The organism is Amygdalobacter indicium, assembly GCF_029101545.1.
Classification (GTDB): Bacteria; Bacillota; Clostridia; order Saccharofermentanales; family Fastidiosipilaceae; genus Amygdalobacter; species Amygdalobacter indicium.
In genome coordinates this window covers 86,331-103,602 of the sequence record NZ_CP118866.1, presented here as the reverse complement: position 1 = coordinate 103,602, position 17,272 = coordinate 86,331, and the positions used below count along the sequence as shown (strand labels likewise).

The 17,272-nt window shown below is 41.6% G+C and carries 12 protein-coding genes; 1 reads left to right on the top strand and 11 read right to left on the bottom strand.

The window, feature by feature from the left end; genetic code table 11:
* Positions 1–9 precede the first annotated feature (9 nt).
* The 3 genes from PYS60_RS00355 to PYS60_RS00345 all read right to left on the bottom strand — a co-directional run bounded on the left by PYS60_RS00355 (position 10) and on the right by PYS60_RS00345 (position 4,808).
* Positions 10–2,214, bottom strand: a complete 2,205-nt coding sequence (locus PYS60_RS00355) for a ThiF family adenylyltransferase (protein WP_315569824.1) — start codon at positions 2,212–2,214, stop codon at positions 10–12.
* Between the two features lie 487 nt (positions 2,215–2,701).
* Positions 2,702–3,697, bottom strand: a complete 996-nt coding sequence (locus tag PYS60_RS00350) for a D-2-hydroxyacid dehydrogenase (protein WP_315569822.1) — start codon at positions 3,695–3,697, stop codon at positions 2,702–2,704.
* Between the two features lie 61 nt (positions 3,698–3,758).
* The gene (locus PYS60_RS00345; RefSeq protein WP_315569821.1) at positions 3,759–4,808 is read right to left on the bottom strand and encodes a PTS sugar transporter subunit IIC; all 1,050 of its coding nucleotides are present in this window, start codon (positions 4,806–4,808) and stop codon (positions 3,759–3,761) included.
* 249 nt (positions 4,809–5,057) lie between these two features.
* On the opposite strand from PYS60_RS00345, the gene PYS60_RS00340 reads away from it, so the two are divergent.
* Positions 5,058–6,044, top strand: coding sequence for an alpha/beta hydrolase (locus PYS60_RS00340; RefSeq protein WP_315569820.1), 987 nt, complete (start codon positions 5,058–5,060; stop codon positions 6,042–6,044).
* A 61-nt stretch (positions 6,045–6,105) separates the two neighbouring features.
* On the opposite strand, the gene PYS60_RS00335 is transcribed toward PYS60_RS00340, so the two are convergent.
* The 8 genes from PYS60_RS00335 to PYS60_RS00300 all read right to left on the bottom strand — a co-directional run bounded on the left by PYS60_RS00335 (position 6,106) and on the right by PYS60_RS00300 (position 17,265).
* Positions 6,106–6,432: a hypothetical protein gene (locus tag PYS60_RS00335; RefSeq protein ID WP_315569819.1), complete on the bottom strand. Its 327-nt coding sequence runs from the start codon at positions 6,430–6,432 to the stop codon at positions 6,106–6,108.
* Between the two features lie 132 nt (positions 6,433–6,564).
* Positions 6,565–7,959 (bottom strand): MATE family efflux transporter, encoded by a 1,395-nt coding sequence (locus PYS60_RS00330; protein WP_315569817.1) that lies wholly within the window; start codon positions 7,957–7,959, stop codon positions 6,565–6,567.
* A 244-nt stretch (positions 7,960–8,203) separates the two neighbouring features.
* Complete coding sequence (locus PYS60_RS00325; RefSeq protein ID WP_315569815.1) at positions 8,204–8,923, bottom strand: hypothetical protein; 720 nt, start codon at positions 8,921–8,923, stop codon at positions 8,204–8,206.
* Between the two features lie 209 nt (positions 8,924–9,132).
* Positions 9,133–10,386, bottom strand: a complete 1,254-nt coding sequence (locus PYS60_RS00320) for a 6-phosphofructokinase (RefSeq protein WP_315569813.1) — start codon at positions 10,384–10,386, stop codon at positions 9,133–9,135.
* Between the two features lie 105 nt (positions 10,387–10,491).
* Positions 10,492–11,847, bottom strand: a complete 1,356-nt coding sequence (locus PYS60_RS00315; RefSeq protein ID WP_315569811.1) for an MATE family efflux transporter — start codon at positions 11,845–11,847, stop codon at positions 10,492–10,494.
* Between the two features lie 9 nt (positions 11,848–11,856).
* A complete protein-coding gene (locus tag PYS60_RS00310) occupies positions 11,857–14,352 on the bottom strand; it encodes an AAA family ATPase (protein ID WP_315569809.1) in 2,496 nt (831 codons plus the stop codon).
* A 14-nt stretch (positions 14,353–14,366) separates the two neighbouring features.
* Positions 14,367–15,767 (bottom strand): metallophosphoesterase family protein, encoded by a 1,401-nt coding sequence (locus PYS60_RS00305; protein WP_315569807.1) that lies wholly within the window; start codon positions 15,765–15,767, stop codon positions 14,367–14,369.
* Positions 15,768–15,807: 40 nt separating this feature from the next.
* The gene (locus PYS60_RS00300; protein WP_315569806.1) at positions 15,808–17,265 is read right to left on the bottom strand and encodes an ABC transporter permease; all 1,458 of its coding nucleotides are present in this window, start codon (positions 17,263–17,265) and stop codon (positions 15,808–15,810) included.
* Positions 17,266–17,272 lie beyond the last annotated feature (7 nt).

The window sequence follows — 17,272 nt, the reverse complement described above, 5'->3', positions numbered from 1 at the left end:
GGCAATTAATTAATTTTCATAGCTATCGCTAAATATTCTTAATACCAGCTCCAGCATACTTCTAGTATATTGGGATATAATATCCCTAATATCCAGTTTATAAATACAAAGTAAACTTGAAACATCTAACTTAGGCATATCTGCTATTTCTTTATAAAAGCCATCAAAATTTACTCCATATTTTTTTAAGTATTTAAAAATACTCAAAGCTACAGCATCTTGGTAAACAAGTCTGTAGTTATCAATACTTGATTCATACAGAAACGGAAACAATATAAAATTATAGTCTATATAATACATCGACTCTCTATTTAAGCCTAAAAATTCTGTTATCATCGACTTAATTTCAATTATTTCATCTAAAGATTTGTAATCATTTTTCTGTTTAGCCAACATATAATCCAAAATGCAAAAAGTAAGATTATATTGTGATAAAAGAGCGAATTCGTCAGTTTTACCGTATTTCGAGATAAACAGTAATTCTCCAACTCTAGCTAAAACTTCCCAAAAATCATTATTTACACATTTGAAATTATCACAATTTAAACGCTGCTTATACAAATCAAAGAAAAAAGCATGTGACAATTCGTGACTAAGTGTCATTATACTTTTTAAACTTCCATCATAACTGACAATCACATTTGATTCGCCTTTTATCGGATTAAACACCGTCATATTATTGGTATTTTTATGTGGTCTCAAATAGTAATCTATCGAAGAATTACCCATCATTTTAAGTAATAATTCACTAAATTTAGGAGAATTATATATTGTCATAATTGACAACAAAGCTTCCTCTATAGGAATATTCACCTTATCTAATTTATCAACTGAAAGTTGTAACATCTTAAGCGGATCAACTACGATATTTTTATGTTCACGTTTTATCATTTTGATGATATCACTCATAAAATCATATGTATACATACTTTCCAATTGTTTACTTAAATCATGTGTAATTGTATTTTTTCTTCTATTGACTAAGTTTAAATATTTATCCGAAAAAACAGAATAAACATCTCGCCGAATATTTCCTCTAATTTTAGAAAGATCCGACTTTTCTTTTAAAGCTTTTCTATATTGCTCAGTAAAATTTCCATTTTTTCGATTGTAAGCAGCAAGAATATTTCTAAATTCAACAATAGAAAAATTATTTTCTACCTGTCTGATTTCAGCATGATTATGTCTTCCGAAAATACTTAAAGCATTTCTACTAATGCCTTGGCGTTCATCTTTTTGAAAAGCAACAAAATCATCGTAATCAGTATTAAACTCTTCCTCTTTAGTTAAAAATTTTAACTGTTGCTTTTTTGCTTCAAACAATCTTGTATCAAAACTATAATGGTTGTATTTTTCAGTTTTAAAGCTATCTAAAAACACTTGCATCATAAAAGCTGCGCTCAAGTATCCCTCAACAATTGTTCCCATGTTATGATAAATTGTATTTTCCTTCAAAATATTATTTTCAGATTTTGCAAATATCTTTTTGAATATTTCTACTTCTTTATTAGTTATACGATCAACAAGCAAATTATTGTAGCTGTATCCTGCAATAAAAAGTGTATACCCATAATTAGAAATATTATCAATCAATAAATTATGCAAAACTAAACTAGAATCGTCTGCACAGCAAAAAACATATTCCGGGTTTATATCATCTAATAAAGAATGTATATTATTTTGATTCACATATGTATTAACACATTTATTAATCTTATATATTTTTTCTTTTGCTATCTTAGCTTTAGATTGTCCAATATCGCCATCTTCATACAAAAGTTGAGCTGTTACATTAGGAACAGCGACGCTATCGCCCTCAACTATAGAAACATGATTCATACCATATTTACTCATTAGTTTGATTAAAGCGCCACCAACTGTCCCGGCTCCTATAATTAGAATCTTAGAATTAACTATTGTTTTATATTCAGAAAATGGATTATTCTGTAAAGTTGCTAAATGTTGAACATTTCTGGCAAAGCGATTATATAATTCTTTTTCTTCACCGGGCACTTCAAAAGCTAATCCATTTTTAACCAGTAGCTCACATATAGTTGAGCATTGATAATCATTGTTCTCATTAATATGTTTCATTTCACGCCAAATATCGTTAATATTATCAGCCGAAATGCGTTTCATCATTCTGTTTCCGGGCGAAATGATAATATTATTTTTATCTTTTAAAAATATTAGGCCTGACTTCATCACCAACATAAATTACTCCAATGATTAATATTCATTCTCTGCAATTGATGCAGAGAATGAACGAAACAAAAAATTAACAGAAAATAAAGCAATAGCAATCATCTTTACGGTCATAAACAACATAATCTTCGATAATCATAAAATTTTCCTCCTTATTCTAAATTTGATTCCTGTTAACAACAGTTTACTTAAGCCTAGTTAATTAACTGTTAATTAACTTTTGCTTTAATATAATTTTCTTTTTTTCGTAAGTCAATAGAAAAGAGTAAATTTTGTGCTAAATGTACATAAAAACTGTTATATCCACAATAAAATTATAGAAATTATCCATATACGTATTTTAAGCATTCACTGCCTTTTTTATTTTCAACACACGCAAACAAAAAAGCCCACCGAATTTGTACTTACCCCCATCTTTAGATTTTGGTCTAACTTTTTGTGGTTGGTACAAATAGGTGAGCCGAAATAATATAAATTAACCTGTCTTCATCGACAATCAATTAACTCTGGTCGGGCAATCGCCGGTTTCAATTACTGCCAAACAAGCTTCCAAACCAGTCTCCATCAAGTTCTTAATCGCAGTATCGGTATAATATGCAATATGCGGCGTGTACAAAATGTGCGGATTGGACAGAATCGCATCGAACAACGGATCATTAAGGTCTTTACCCCGATTGTCCCGCGGTACCAAACCGATTTCGCCTTCATAAGTATCCAAGGCCGCACCGGCTATCTGCCCCTCGGCAATAGCCGCCAGCAAGTCCGCCGTTTGCACCAGACTGCCGCGAGCAGCATTAATAAAATAAGCTCCTTTTTTGAATTGCTTAAATAATTCGGCGTTAAATTGATGATAATTATCTTTAGTAGCAGGCGTATGTAAAGTTACAATATCAGCCTCCGCCAAAAGCTCCGCAACACTTGACTTATAAGTTAAATATTGTTCCGCTTCTTTGCTCGGATACATGTCGAAGCCGATAACTTGGGCCCCGAAGCCCTTAAAAATACGAGCAGTTTCTTTGCCGATCCGGCCGGTACCGATAACGCCGACAGTCATTTCACCCAGAACTTTACCTCTGATTACAGGCTGCCAACGGAAATCATGCTCGGCGACCCGTTGCCGAATAACTGCAGCTTTGCGAACCAATTCCAAAGTTTGCATGACGACAAATTCGGCGATAGATTCCGGCGAGTAGGACGGAACATTGGAAATAATCAAATGATGCTCCTTCGCCGCATTCAAGTCATAATAGTCAAATCCGGCCGACCTTTGGGCAATTTGCCGAATGCCGTAAGCTTCCAATTCCCCATAAACTGCGGCATCCAACGGAGCATTTACCGAAGCTGTTACCCCGTCATATCCCTGAGCCATCTTTACAGTTTCAGCATTCAAAGTCTCTTTGACCAACTTGACCTCTATATTTTTTCTTTTCGCCCATGCTAAAGCCAAGGGAGCCGACTCATCACTGACGTTATAAGAAATAATTTTAACCATTGCTTTTCTCCTTTACGATTTTTATTTCGACCGCATTATTAAGGCCGCATCATTGCACGACTTATTTGTCTGCCCGTTGATATTGATATATTTCCGCTTTGTATAAACCGACTTTTGTTAACAGTGAATGTGTAAATATAGATACAACTAACGGAACGACCACAAAGACAAGCAACAAAATAAGCCAATTAATCAGACTTGAACCGCTCATGAATGTATATGCATTCAAAGGGCCGGCCAAACCGGTAATACCGAATCCTGCCGATTGCGTCGTTCCCTGAATATTAAACAGGTAAGCAAACACCCCGACAACAGCGGCATTAATTACAAGCGGTACGGTCATTATTAAATTCTGCAGGTAATTTGCCATCAACAATTTAGGGCCGGCGAAGAAGAGGGAAAAGGTAATACCCTTAGGATTAACCATATAAGAGCCGCAAACCAAAGTAAAGACCGTCGCCACGATACCCAAGTTGGCCGCACCTGCCGCCAAGCCGGAAATAGATACGGCATAAGCAATGGCCACAGATGAAAGCGGGGTTACAATGATTAAAGAGAAGATAATACTGATTAATACCGCCATAATCAAAGGCTGCACAGTCGTTAAATGTTTAATCAGACTGCCTAATAAAGCGGTGAAGCCGCTTACTGCCGGTAAACACAAAAGGCCCAGCAATCCGGGTAAAACACCGCCGAATAAAGGCAAAACGACAATATTCAAGCTCTTCCAACGATTGTTGTATAACTTGATCAGCACGAGGGCAATTGCCACGGTCAACATGGTATTAATCAAATCGCCCGTACCTTTAATTGTCCAACCCTTGTCGACAAATTTCAAAGCACCGCTGCCCAAGAACGCAGCGCCCGCCAAAACGGCACTTTCAATCCCGTTCAGTTTGAACTGCAAGGCTGTAAAATATCCGACCATGAAAGGTACGCAAAATTGATACGCCACAATAGCGCCGGCTATTAAGGCCATGATACCGCCTTTACCCAAGAAAGGTGCGGTCAAAGTTCCCAGAATGGCACCGGGAATCAAACCGACAACGATACCCATTGATGCGCCCTGCAACCAGTTGTTGAGGGACTTTTTTAACATTTCTTTATTCATTTTCGTTCTTTCTATCTGATTATAGAATTAAATTTCTTTATATTTTACCTTAAATCATACTGTTCATCAACGATACATATCGTGTAGCAAAGATTTCCGAACATTTAAAATTGATTAGTTTTTTATCTGCTATCGTCGCCTCTTGAGCCCGAAAACATGGCGGAAGATACATCGATAATTAAGATGCGGAATAGACAAAAATAAAGCTCACGGATAAAATTAGCAAATAACAATAGAGAGGTTTATTTTATGACAGTTACTATTTCCAAGAAATTCACCAAAAGGCTGCTTTGCGTCCTCGCCGTCCTCGTTTTCCTCTACGGTTCGGCTACTTTTTTTATCGGCGGCTATTTCGTTAATTATGCTCTGGTTGCTAAAAGCGGCGGGCAGAAACGGCCAAAGGTACAAGCGCAATTGTCTACAGTCATTCGAAATAAAGAACTTTTAGAAAAGAAAAGAGATGCCTGGCTCAAGGACAATCAGGCACAGGTTGAGCCCTTTCAATTTACAACTGCCGACGGGCTGACATTGCAGGGGCATAAAATCAGGCAAAAAAATCCGAGTAATCGTTGGCTGATTATTGTTCACGGTTACCAATCGAACGAAAGTCGCTCCTTACTATATGCTCAGGGTTTTTACAACTACGGATACAATATTGTCACTTATTCTTTAAGAGGTCACCGGCCGAGTGAAGGTAAATACATCACCATGGGTGCAAAGGATGCCTCAGATTTACAAATTTTAATCAAAAATATCATTGCGGAAAATCAAGATGCGCAAATTGTCCTGCACGGCACATCAATGGGCGGTGCTACCGTCCTTCTGGCGGCAGCAACAGTACCGGAACAGGTAAAAGCCGTCATTGCCGACTGTGCTTACAGCGATTTATTTACCATTTTCAGCAAAGAATTGAAGTTCCGCTTTAATTTGCCGCCTTTCCCCGTTTTGTACATGGCGCAGCAAATGGCGCAACTGCAAGCCGGGTTCACGATAAGTGCCGTTAAGCCGCTTGACGCCGTGAAAAAGGCTTCCGTCCCGATTATGTTTGTTCATACAGCGAAAGACGACTTTGTTCCGGCGGATATGTCATTGGAGATGTATGCTGCTAAAAAGGGGGAAAAAGATAAATTCATAATCCCCGGGGATTTCGGGCACGCTGAAGCGATTTTCTCCGATAGTGAAGAATATTTCAGGCGCATACAGAATTTTTGTCTCAAGTACTTAAATCAGAATTAATTATGCAGTTTTAACAATAAGGCTCTACAATAATTCGTTTGTAGAGCCTCCGGTAGATAAGTTAGTTCATCAGTGCCTGTTTTTTTCGAGCCATAATCAAAGCATAAATCATTCCTACTGTTATCATTAACAGCCTGGACAAACCATAAGGTAATACGATTCCGGGTACCCAAATAACCCATAACACTAATAAAATATCCAGATAAACCAATTTTGTTGCTGTGCGTCTGAAAAGTTTTTGATTAACATACATCTGCATAAGGACGCCTAAAACAAACAACGTTATCCATAAATAACGCAGCTCATCTGTGGACTGTAACATAGAATAATAGTTAACGGATGATATAAGCAACAGGAAATACGCAACAAAGCTTATAATTTTGTACATAAAGTCCTCCATAGCGTTTATTTTTATCCGGATATCATTAGTATACTTTTTTCCCACACCGGAAACAAGCCGTATTCAACAAAGAAATTAAACGTATTATTCGCCTGCCAAGTTAAAAACTTAATAAACGTTTTAACCTTTTATTCTTTCAAGGTCCTGACCGATTATTGATTTCCACGGCGTAAAGTACAACCAAATCATAATTAAAGCGGCGGCAATATAATTGGAAACCAGATTGCCCCAGAAAATAGCGTCAACGCCCATTTGCGCAATGAATATGCGAATGAAAATATAACGAATCAACCAAATACGCAAAAATCCGGCGACCAAAGGAATTTTCGTCCGTCCTAAGGCGACAAAAACGGCTTGGGCAACGCAGAATAAGCCGAAAGGAATAATCGACCAGGTGTAAATATCCAGAGCATGACCGGCTATTTGCAAAATATCGGGTTCATTTCGGAAAAGGCGTATAAAGAAGAGATTGTTCGGAATAAATATACTGCAAAGAACAGCTGCAATAATCAGGCTTATAAAACAGGCTTTAACGTAAATTTCTTTGGCCCGTTTTTGGTTATCGACTCCGATATTTATCGCCGTCATCGTCGTTACCGTGGTTGCTATGGAGGCCGGCAGACTGAAGCAAAGCGAATTAATATTGGATGCAATGGCTTGGGCATTCAGCGTTACGGGACCGAAATGTTCTACTTCCATCGTAATTAAAAACAAGCCGAAATTAACCAGTGCCTGATTCAACATGGAAGGTATACCGATTTTGAAAAGAGAATATAAAACGTTTTTGTCCGGTTTAATGTCTTTAATATCCAAACGTTCCGGTGTAACGGCGACATACAAGTCGTAGTACATCCAAACTCCCAAAACAAAGTAGGAGCAGAATGAGCTTAAGACGGCACCGAACTCATTCCAGCGGAAATAATATAAAAATAAGCCGTTAAATATTAATTTCAAGATGAATAAAAATATCATCCGCACGAAAGTCGCTTCCGGCCGCCCGATACTATCTTTCAGGGCATTGTAAATGGCTGCCATAAAGAGGAACGGGATTACAAATGAATATAAACTCAAATAGTTAAAAAGCGGGCCGGCCACTTCCGCATTTACCGTCTTGCTCAGGATATAGGCTATTACTGCCAACAAGGGCGCCAATATACACGATAAAAGGAAAGAGTATGCCATGACTTGCGCCTGAACGTGTTTCACTTTGGCATATTCTCCCTGACCGTAAAGTTGACCGATCATACCTCTGGCTGCTATGGCTAAGCCTTGAGAAAGGGCATTGATTGTATTGATAATAGCTGCGGCATAACCGATTGCTCCTGCTACGGCCGTTGAAGAAGTGTTGTTCAGGAACAGACCGTCCGACAATATAATCATCGAGGAAACTACTGTCATCAAAATTGTCGGAGAAGACAAAAACAGCAACGCCTGCACAACGCCTCCCTGTTGAATTAAGGCGCGGCGATCAGCCGTTTTAGCTGTAATATTACGAAATATACGTGCAAAAAACATTTCAGTCTCCTCGTTCAAATTTCCTGTTTTTGAGGTAATTTTTCTATTATAGCGCAATTAAAAAGACTCGGCAAAGCGCATTTTTTTATTTTATCATTATTCATAAGCTGCAACTATGCATCGCCGCTATAGTGAAATGTCATTTAAGTTTTGCCGGCTTATGCTGAACATGTACGTGCCAAAATAAAAAGCCTATCCGACCGCTTAGTCGGATAGACTGATTATCACCGTTCTAATCATCTTACTACTGTAAGCTGATACTGCGGGCAAACTCGCAAATTTCTTTTTCTCCGCTCATAGCAGACCCATAAACAGCTATGAAAAGATGCTTCTGCTTGAAGCGAACTAAAGCCCCCGGAGAAATTTGCTGCTCTTTATTGTGTACAAAGCCGTTATAATGCATACAATAAATAACCTGTTTTTCTTTCGTTTCTTCTAAAATTTTAAGCTTATCTCCACCTTTATCCTTTTCTTCCGGACGTAAAACAAAACGATAATTATTGCCGAGTGCTACTTGATTATAAATTGCCTGTAAATTTTTCTCCTGACCGGGATAATCTTCATACGGTAGATAAGAAATCGCCCAAACCAAATCACCTGTCGTATTATAAATCTCATGTCTACCTGTGCCGTCCATAGCTAAACCGGCAACTTTATCTGCGGGCGACTGATATTTCTTCTTTTTTATTTGCCAGCCTGCGGGCAGTAACAACTTAACTTTGAGCTCTGCAACTTCAATTTTAAGCTGTCCGTCTCGGTTATCCAAGTTTACATAATGTTCTTCACCTGCCGCCGAGTTACCGCCGGGAACTGAATTTGTCATAACATTTGAAGTAACCTGAGGCTTCGTTTTTGCAACATCAAAGCGTTTTTCCCTGAACAAAGCACATGCCGACAAAGTAAATGATACTGCCATTGTAGCAACTAACACTAAACTACCTAACTTTTCCCGAGTACCTCTCATATTTAACAACCCCCAATTTTGTTTAATTGTTAATTGTTTTAATTATACCTCATATGTTTAAAAAGTCAACGATATATTTATGATTAATTCACCACTTCGATGCATCGCCGCAACTGTTGCAGCAATAAAATTATTAAGCTTTATTCAGAAAAAAAACTCCGACCGCTCTTCTGCAATCGGAGTTAATAGAAACTCTTCCCACCTGCAACTCATAACAGAAGTTGCTTTTTCAGGTAGGCGAAACCGGGCAGGCCGTTATCTGTTAACTCTAACGGCACATCATAACGTCCCGCATCTTTTCTATTGCTTATTAGCGGTAAGCAATAGCGAACAAATTCATCTGTAACATCATTGCCGGCAGCGTTAATCCAGGATGACGGCAACTTTTTCTCGGCATTCGCTACAGCATCCAAATCCACCGCCTTGTAACTGACTTGATAAGGCTGATCGGACTCACGCTGTAAGGCCACCATTTTGCCGCTGACACCGTCTACCGCCAATTTCACGGCATGTTCCGCCACGTGATAAGCTTCATACAGATCAACTTGCGAAGCTAAATGACAGGCGGCTCTTTGCACCAGTGAAAATTCAATGGCTCTAACTTTAGTATGGAGATTTTTCTTCAAATAGGCTGCTAAAAGTTGGGCCGCACCGCCCATCTGTTCGTGACCGAAAACATCATGTTCTTTCGTGCCGCTCAATTCTTTGACATAACGTCCGTCGGCAAGGCGCAGACTTTCTGAAACGGCGATAACAATATGCGGTTTTTGCGCCTGCAAATTTGTGACATCCTGCAAAAAGTTCTCCAAAGAAAAGGTCCGTTCCGGTAAGTAAATTAAATCGGGCCCGAAGCCGCTTAATCTCGCCAAAGCGCTGCCTGCCGTCAACCAACCGGCATTGCGCCCCATAATTTCAAACAGCAATATTTGCGGAGTCGTGTAACTGCAGGCATCAACTGTCACTTCCGCCATCAAGGTGGATACGCAGCGTACGGAACTGGCAAAGCCGGGGCTATGATCGGTCAGAACCAAATCATTATCTATGGTTTTGGGCACGCCGATAACGGCGCATTCATAATTTTGCTCCTGAAAAAAGTGATGCAGCTTATTGCAGGTATCCATCGAATCGTTCCCGCCGTTGTACAGGAAATAACGAATATTGTAGCGTCGGAAAACATCCAATATTTTCTGATAATCTTCCGTCGCTTCTTGTTTCAGACGATAGCGGCAACTGCCCAGAACAGCTCCCGGCGTATAAGGCATTTTCGTAAACTGCACTTGATCTTCCGCCGCCAAATCGAAAAGTTCGCCGGCAAGAACACCCTGAATTCCGTGATAAGCGGCGTAAACCTCACCTACTTGTGCACAAGCTTGTGCCGCTTGTAAAGCCCCCCAAACACTAGTATTAATAACTGCTGTCGGACCGCCTGATTGAGCATACAGTAAATTACCTTTAGTAGCCATATTACCTCTCTCTGCTGACAATATGTATTTTATATCTCACTTTATAATAACAAAAATTCAGCTTTTCTGCCTGCTTCATCGGCTACCGCTGTCTCCGCTTCCGTCTCAAGTTAAACCGTATTCGGATTTCATCCGGCTCAAAGTCAACACGATTATTGCAATCATAATAAAGCTGTGTAATATCGTGCAGATTGTCAAAGCCCACCAAATACCTGCCGTTCCGTAAAAGCTTGAAAGATACATAGCAACAGGGATCCGCAAAGCAGTACACAAAACTCCGACGACAGCCGGAAATTTCGTACGTCCGAAGGCATTATAGACAGCTGCAATAATTATTTCCAGACACATAAAAACCTGGGAATAGGAAATAATGCGCAAATATTCCGTTCCGTAATGCAAAACATCTGTTTCGCTTGTAAAAATCCCCAGGAGAATGTGCGGATAAAAATATAAAATCAAAGTTATACAGGAACCGAGGCCTATAATTAACCACAAAGAACGCTTAATTACATTATAAGTACGCTGCATTTTCATCGCCGCATAGTTCTGCGCCACCATCGCTGTCAAAGCTCCGCCGAAACTCTCGGCTGTCAACCAGGACAAAGATTCGATTTGTACGCCCAAGCGTTGCGCCGCTATAGCTGCTTCGGCAAAATTGTTGACAATCCTTGTAATACCCATTGCTACCATACTGACTAAAATCGTCTGCAAGGCCACAGGATAACCCAACTTGAGATTTTGCAGCAGCAAGCGACCGGAAAAGCGACGGCAAAGGTGCAAATGTCTGAATGCTGCCTGCTTCCGCAAAAAAATAAACATCACAATACAAACGGTAATTTGAGAAAAAGCCGTAGCATATGCCGCTCCGGCAACGCCTAAATCCAGGACAAAAATTAACAGCGGATCCAGAATAATATTCGCAACTAAGCCCAAAGTATTTACCAAAAACGGCATTTTACTGTTACCGTTGGCCATACTGATAACGCTTAAAGTCCTACCGACAAAAGCAAAGGGCAGACCGAAACCGACTATTTTCAGATAAGTTTCCGCCGCCTGTACGGTATGTTGATTTTGGAAATGAAAAAAGCCGATTATCGCCTGATAAGCCCCGCAAAAAATCAAACAAATCAAAGCTCCGATTAAAAAAGTGCTTTGTAAAGAAATAACTGCATTGGCGCGCGCCTCTTCTCCTTCTTTACGCCCCAGACAATGTGCCGTTTTGACCTCCGCCCCGACTTTGGTTAAAGAGCTGAACCCGTCACACATCCACAGAACTATCCCGCAGGTACCGGCTGCTACCAGACCGCTTTCCACCCGGCATAACCAGAAAACATCCGCCAGACTGTAAGCCATTTGGATGAAACCGGTTGTCATTATCGGCAGTGCCAATTGCAATAAAGTTGTAGTAATATGTCCCTGCAAAAGGTCGAGATTTTCCTGTTTATTTTTGAATAATGCCATTCTTTCTCCTTATTCTTCAGCGGCAGACGATATTACCCTCCAAGTAAGCTGTGCTTTCTTCACGCTATCTTTCATATAATCGTGACAAGTAAAGAAAATTATTTGTACCCGGTTAGCAGCGGCAAATTCCTGCAAAGCCTGTAAAGCCGCACATTGATGCGCAGCATCCATCTGCACCAATGTGTCATCTAAAAGTAAAGGCATACTGAATTTATCCAACAGCATTTCCGCTAATGCCAAGCGCAAAGCTAAATATATCTGATCATAGGCGCCGCCTGATAAATATTCCGCCGTTTCTCGCGTAATATTGTCGTATAATACTTGAATCTTCAAACTTTTGTCAACTGTAATTTCCTGATAGCGCTGATTACTCATGCAGGCTAAATACTTGCCGGCTGCCTGACACAATTTCGGGCTGAAGTTTTTTTGTAAGTCGCTTTGCAGTTCCTCCAGCAGTTCGCAGGCCTGTGTCAGTTCCTGCTGTCTTTGACGGTATTTACACAATTTCCGCCTGTACTCTTCCAATTGTGCTTTTTTCTCGCAATCCGCCTTAATCTGCTGTTGTAACTCGGTGATACGACGGCTGCTCAGTTGATAATTGTTGTTAAGTTCCAATAATTTATCACCCGTCGCCTGTAAATAATTTTGCAGATATTTCTGGCATATGTTGAGCTGATCGACGTAAGAAGCAGCGGCAAGTTCGGCCTCAGGCGGCGGATTAAGACCGGCAGACAGCAGTAAGTTGTGACAGGCTGTGAAATATTTTTCGCCGCTTGCTATCCGTGCTTTTGTCGCCTCTGCCGTTTCCGTCTGTGCGCTAATTCTTTTTTGCTGTTCTGCCGCTTTGGCAGCGCCGTCTGCTTTCACTTTTGCCATCTGCGTCCGCAATTTTGCGCAGAGTGCTTCAATTTGCGGGATTTTCTCGCCGCGTAAAGTTGCCGTTTCCGCTTTTTTTTGCTCATTTTGTGTATGCAGCGTTTGGATTTGTTGCTGCAATGCGGCTATTTTAGTCGTAATCTCCGCATAAGCGCTTTGTAAGGCGGCTGAATCTTCAGTTGGAATCGGCGTATCATTTCTGTTTTCAAGCGTCGATTTTTTTATCAACAAGGTTATTTCGGCCTTGGCTAAATCTTCTACTCTTAAGTTAATTTCCGTCGCCGTTAAATTCACACCGGGCACCTGTTTCAGTTGCACAAAATAATAGCCGACGGCTATAAGCAACAGTAAAGTCAAAGCCGCTCCTATTGCTGCAAGCGAAAATAAGCTTGGCGGCAGGCAGATAGCCGCCGTTACGCTGCTTACAGCTGCTATTAAAGTCGCAGCGACCGAGATTTTCAGGCGTTGCGCAAGCACTTTTCGAGCTTGAAGTTGCCGCTTCTCGCTTTGCAACTTTTCTTTTTCCGCCTGATTTTCGCTGAGTTGCGTCGTTAAAGCCGTTTGTTGTCGGCGTAATTCTTCGTTTTGTGCCTCCAGCTGTAACTGCCGGTCCCGGCATAATTGTAACTGCTGCAACTTTTCCTCTTTTTTCGTTTGTAAGCGTTTTAATTCTTCCTGTAACAGAGTAATCTGCTCCAGCCGGGAAGTAATATCTTTTTCGCCCAGTTTTACCAGTACTTGTGCAGACGTCAAATTTTTCTCGGCTTGCTGCAATTGCTGCTGCAATTTATCCGTTTCTTCCCAAATATTCCGACTTAAAAGGTGCAGTTGCGCTTCCAGTTCCGCCTTTTTTTGTATGCAGCTTTGCTGCTCCGCCTGCATTTCCCTGAACTTCGCCATGAGTTGCAAAGCTTCGCTCTGTTCTCGGCGCCGGATATTAATTTGCCGTAATTCTTCGTCCGCCTGCAATTGCGCCGCCTCCGCCGCTGCTTTTGTCTGCTTGAACGTCGCTTCCGCTTTTTGCAATATTTCTATTTTTTCTTCAGTTTCCGGAATCAAGCCCCCATGGCCCGTCTTTTTCTCCAGTTTTCGACTTTCACTCTCCAAATCGGCCAGCGCTGCAGCAATATTGACTTCCGTTTGCCCGCTTATACTCAAACGGCTGAGTGCTTCTACCACATCTTTACTGTCGGCGGTGATATCAGTCAGGCGCATCTGCTCTATCAGCACGTAACTTTGGAAATTTTCGGCACTTAAAGCAAAAAGGAACTCGCCCGGTTCCTGCCCCTGCAAGTTAATTTTTTCGCCCAAGTCCAAATTCGTCAAAGTCACAAGGTCTTTGCTGTTCGTCGCTTTGAAGCAGCGAATCAGTTCAAAAGTCATATTTTCATGCACAAAAGTTAAAGCCGCCTGCGGTAATGTACCGTCGAAATTCGTGTATTTTTTATATAAATTAAATTTTTTCCCTCTTGCCCCCAAGCCGTAAAATAAAGCTTTTATACACGCTAAAACCGTCGACTTGCCGCTTTCATTCGGCCAAATATAAAGGCAACTCTCATTTTCAGCAAAATCAATCGTATAATTTTGCAGCTTGCCGAAGCTTGTAATTACTAATTTTTTTAGATACATACTATTCCGCCTGCCTAACGATTGGATTTCTTCTTGGCTTCCGCCAGAGCTTGCCAGGCAATTTGTAATGCCGGCTGCTCGGACGCTGTTTTACCGTATTTTTTCAAGGCTAAATTATAAAGTCGCTGCGCCAGGCTGTCGTGCCGGCACAGATTTTCCCAATTCTGCTGCAGACAACTGTTATCTTCAATCGTACATTCCGGCAAGTCTACCTTAATTTCGTTGATAAGTTCCGCTAAAGCCTCTTTAACTTGAGCATCCGCTCTACCGCTGAACACGATTTTATAAATATTGTCTCGGCGAAATGCCGCCGGTGTGCCGGAAGCTGTAAAAGGTGGCAGAAAGTGAGCGTAAAAAGGCGCAACTTGCCAAACAGGCGGCAAATCGTCTGCCGGAGCGGCGAATAATTCCTGTAATTGCTCAAGTTCAACCTGCAGCTGATAATAGCAGGGTAAAGGCGCCGTTTCCCATTGCAAATTCAATCTGTCACCCTGAAATTCACCGAAAAAAGCTCCTCTGAAGCCGTTTTCTCCGAAATTGCGGCCGCAAAAATTGCCCGGCCAAAGGGGTAACGTGCCGCCGTAAACAGGCAAAGGAGAATCCCCGGCAGCTACCTGTACGAGGCTTAATCCGTTTGCCGTTTTCTTATATTCCGCCTGATACATGACAGTATCCGCTTTATCCGCCATGAAATTTGCCTGCCATTTTCGGCTGTAATCGGCGATTATCGGTTTGTGAAAATGGCCCAGAGCCAAATAATCACATGCCGCTTGCGCCACATCTTCCGCACCGATTTGATTATAAGCATAATCATCCGCCACCTCCGCCTGTAAACGGGAAAAGGTCGGGGAAAAGCAGGGGGATGCATGGACTAAAGAAATTTGCCGACAAGTGTCTTTGACCTTATGCAATTCCGCCAAAGGCAGCGGTGTTTCCGTAAAGTTATCTTTCTTTTCAACGATATAAGCTATTTTGGCCGAGTTTACATCCGGTATCAGCGGCCCCTGCAAATAAAAATCCGCAAAGCTGACACCGGACACTGTTACCTGCCAAGCGGGAAAATACAAAGTTTCACATTCTTCGCCGAACAAGTGAAAATTACTTACCCGGGCCTTGATTTTTTGCCAAGGTGAGCTGAGTAATAACGGGTCATGGTTGCCGGCAACAGCTGCGATATAAAAGTTTCTGGGGCGTTGCAAAAGAGCAATCAGGCGCTGTAAATTTACCTCGCTTAATTCTGTCGGCTCCAACACATCTCCGGCCAAAAGCAGCAAATCCACCTGCCGCTTCTCACAGTCCTGCAACAGCTCATCCAGATAACGCCAAAGTTTAACTTGGAAAGCGGCCTTTGTCGTTTCTGAACAATTAGCAAAGCTTGAACCCAGATGCAGGTCCGCCAAATGAAGAAAACGCATAATTATCACTCCTTTGCCGCTATTATACTATTTATCGCCTTTATTCTGTCCGCAAAGCTTCCAGAGCCGATAAGCGCATGGCTTTCAAAGCCGGCAACAATCCGGCCAAAGCGCCGATTAATGTTGCAAACAATAAGGCAAAACCGTAAAGCCACAAAGGAATAATCGAGATTTTGACATTCTCGCCTCCCATTGCCGCCATACTGCCCAAGAGCATACCGACAATAGGTAATTTATTCATCGCCAACGATAACAGGGTGCTGAGCAGCAGTCCGAATGAGCCGCCTATAAAGCCGATAGAACCGGCTTCCAATAAAAACATATTGCGGATTCGACTGATGGGACAACCTAAAACTTTGAACACGCCGATTTCTTTCGTGCGTTCATAAATTGCCATCATCATCGTGTTGGCAATGCCGATAGCTGCGACAAGTAAAGCTATGCCGCCGATACTGCCGAATAAAGTCTGCGCCCGTTGTTGCTGCTTCTGCATCTCGTTAATAAATGATGCATTGGAATGCGCTTCATAGCCGAGATTTTTAATCACATCAACCAGTTTTTGCGACGCAGTCAAGGAATCTGTCCGAACTTTGATACAGCTGTAGGTTATATCGCCGGACCAACGGCCGCTTTTGCTCAGTTTTTGCTGATCAAAGCCGCGCCCGCGAAACTCTTTCTTTAATTCTTTGGTTAGCGTTTCCAGGCGGGTATAAATCATATAGGTGCTGCGAAAATCCATTTTTGATTTCGGCTGCATGACACCATAAAAGCGAGCCGCACGCCGCCGCGGAATAATAAGCGTTTTGCTTTCTCCTCCGGGCATTTTCTCAGCTTCCGGTTGATTCCGTCTGTTCATCGCCTCCGGGTCGAGGAAATACACAACGCTGTTATGCAGAAAATCAATTTTAGCGCCATTTTCATAGTCGAAATCCCTTTGTTTCGGCAAATAAAAATTGCGGCCGAATTCCTTGCCGACCAGAAATTCTATTTCATTTCGGGAAAATTCCCGGCTGTTGAATTCCGCCTCGCTCCCGTCGGCTTTGCGGACTTTCATCTGTAAATCGTCCAGTCCCGCCTGCGGCAAAGCGACAACTTGGGCGTAAGGATTAATATACGCACCGCATTTGAAATATACCGGCTTTTCCAAAACCGGGTAAGCCTTATCGACCCCGGGCAAAGCTGCCAATTCCTGCACCGCCTGATCGTTCAGAATTTTCTCGGTCGGAGGAACTTCGCCTGCACCCGGGCTGTTTGGACCTTTGCGTCTGCCGCCGTTTCTGCCTCCGGGTCTTCTGTTCCCGCTTCTGACTTCAATTGTTGTCAATTCGTTGTTTTGATTCATCATTTCATAAAAATAGGCCGTCTGACCGATGGCAATCGACATCATCACAACTATGGAGGTTGTACCGATCATGACGCCGGAAACGGTTAAAGCGGTACGCAATTTGCGCCGCCATAAATTATGAAGGCTGAATTTAATCAAATCACTTACTTTCATTTTTCTA

What these genes read in the sequence shown, in the direction of transcription:
- PYS60_RS00340 (WP_315569820.1), top strand. Translation starts at nt 5,058, where the DNA reads ATGACAGTTACTATTTCCAAGAAATTCACCAAAAGGCTGCTTTGCGTC.
- PYS60_RS00350 (WP_315569822.1), bottom strand. Translation starts at nt 3,697, where the DNA reads ATGGTTAAAATTATTTCTTATAACGTCAGTGATGAGTCGGCTCCCTTG.
- PYS60_RS00300 (WP_315569806.1), bottom strand. Translation starts at nt 17,265, where the DNA reads ATGAAAGTAAGTGATTTGATTAAATTCAGCCTTCATAATTTATGGCGG.
- PYS60_RS00330 (WP_315569817.1), bottom strand. Translation starts at nt 7,959, where the DNA reads ATGTTTTTTGCACGTATATTTCGTAATATTACAGCTAAAACGGCTGAT.
- PYS60_RS00325 (WP_315569815.1), bottom strand. Translation starts at nt 8,923, where the DNA reads ATGAGAGGTACTCGGGAAAAGTTAGGTAGTTTAGTGTTAGTTGCTACA.
- PYS60_RS00335 (WP_315569819.1), bottom strand. Translation starts at nt 6,432, where the DNA reads ATGTACAAAATTATAAGCTTTGTTGCGTATTTCCTGTTGCTTATATCA.
- PYS60_RS00345 (WP_315569821.1), bottom strand. Translation starts at nt 4,808, where the DNA reads ATGAATAAAGAAATGTTAAAAAAGTCCCTCAACAACTGGTTGCAGGGC.
- PYS60_RS00310 (WP_315569809.1), bottom strand. Translation starts at nt 14,352, where the DNA reads ATGTATCTAAAAAAATTAGTAATTACAAGCTTCGGCAAGCTGCAAAAT.
- PYS60_RS00315 (WP_315569811.1), bottom strand. Translation starts at nt 11,847, where the DNA reads ATGGCATTATTCAAAAATAAACAGGAAAATCTCGACCTTTTGCAGGGA.
- PYS60_RS00355 (WP_315569824.1), bottom strand. Translation starts at nt 2,214, where the DNA reads ATGTTGGTGATGAAGTCAGGCCTAATATTTTTAAAAGATAAAAATAAT.
- PYS60_RS00320 (WP_315569813.1), bottom strand. Translation starts at nt 10,386, where the DNA reads ATGGCTACTAAAGGTAATTTACTGTATGCTCAATCAGGCGGTCCGACA.
- PYS60_RS00305 (WP_315569807.1), bottom strand. Translation starts at nt 15,767, where the DNA reads ATGCGTTTTCTTCATTTGGCGGACCTGCATCTGGGTTCAAGCTTTGCT.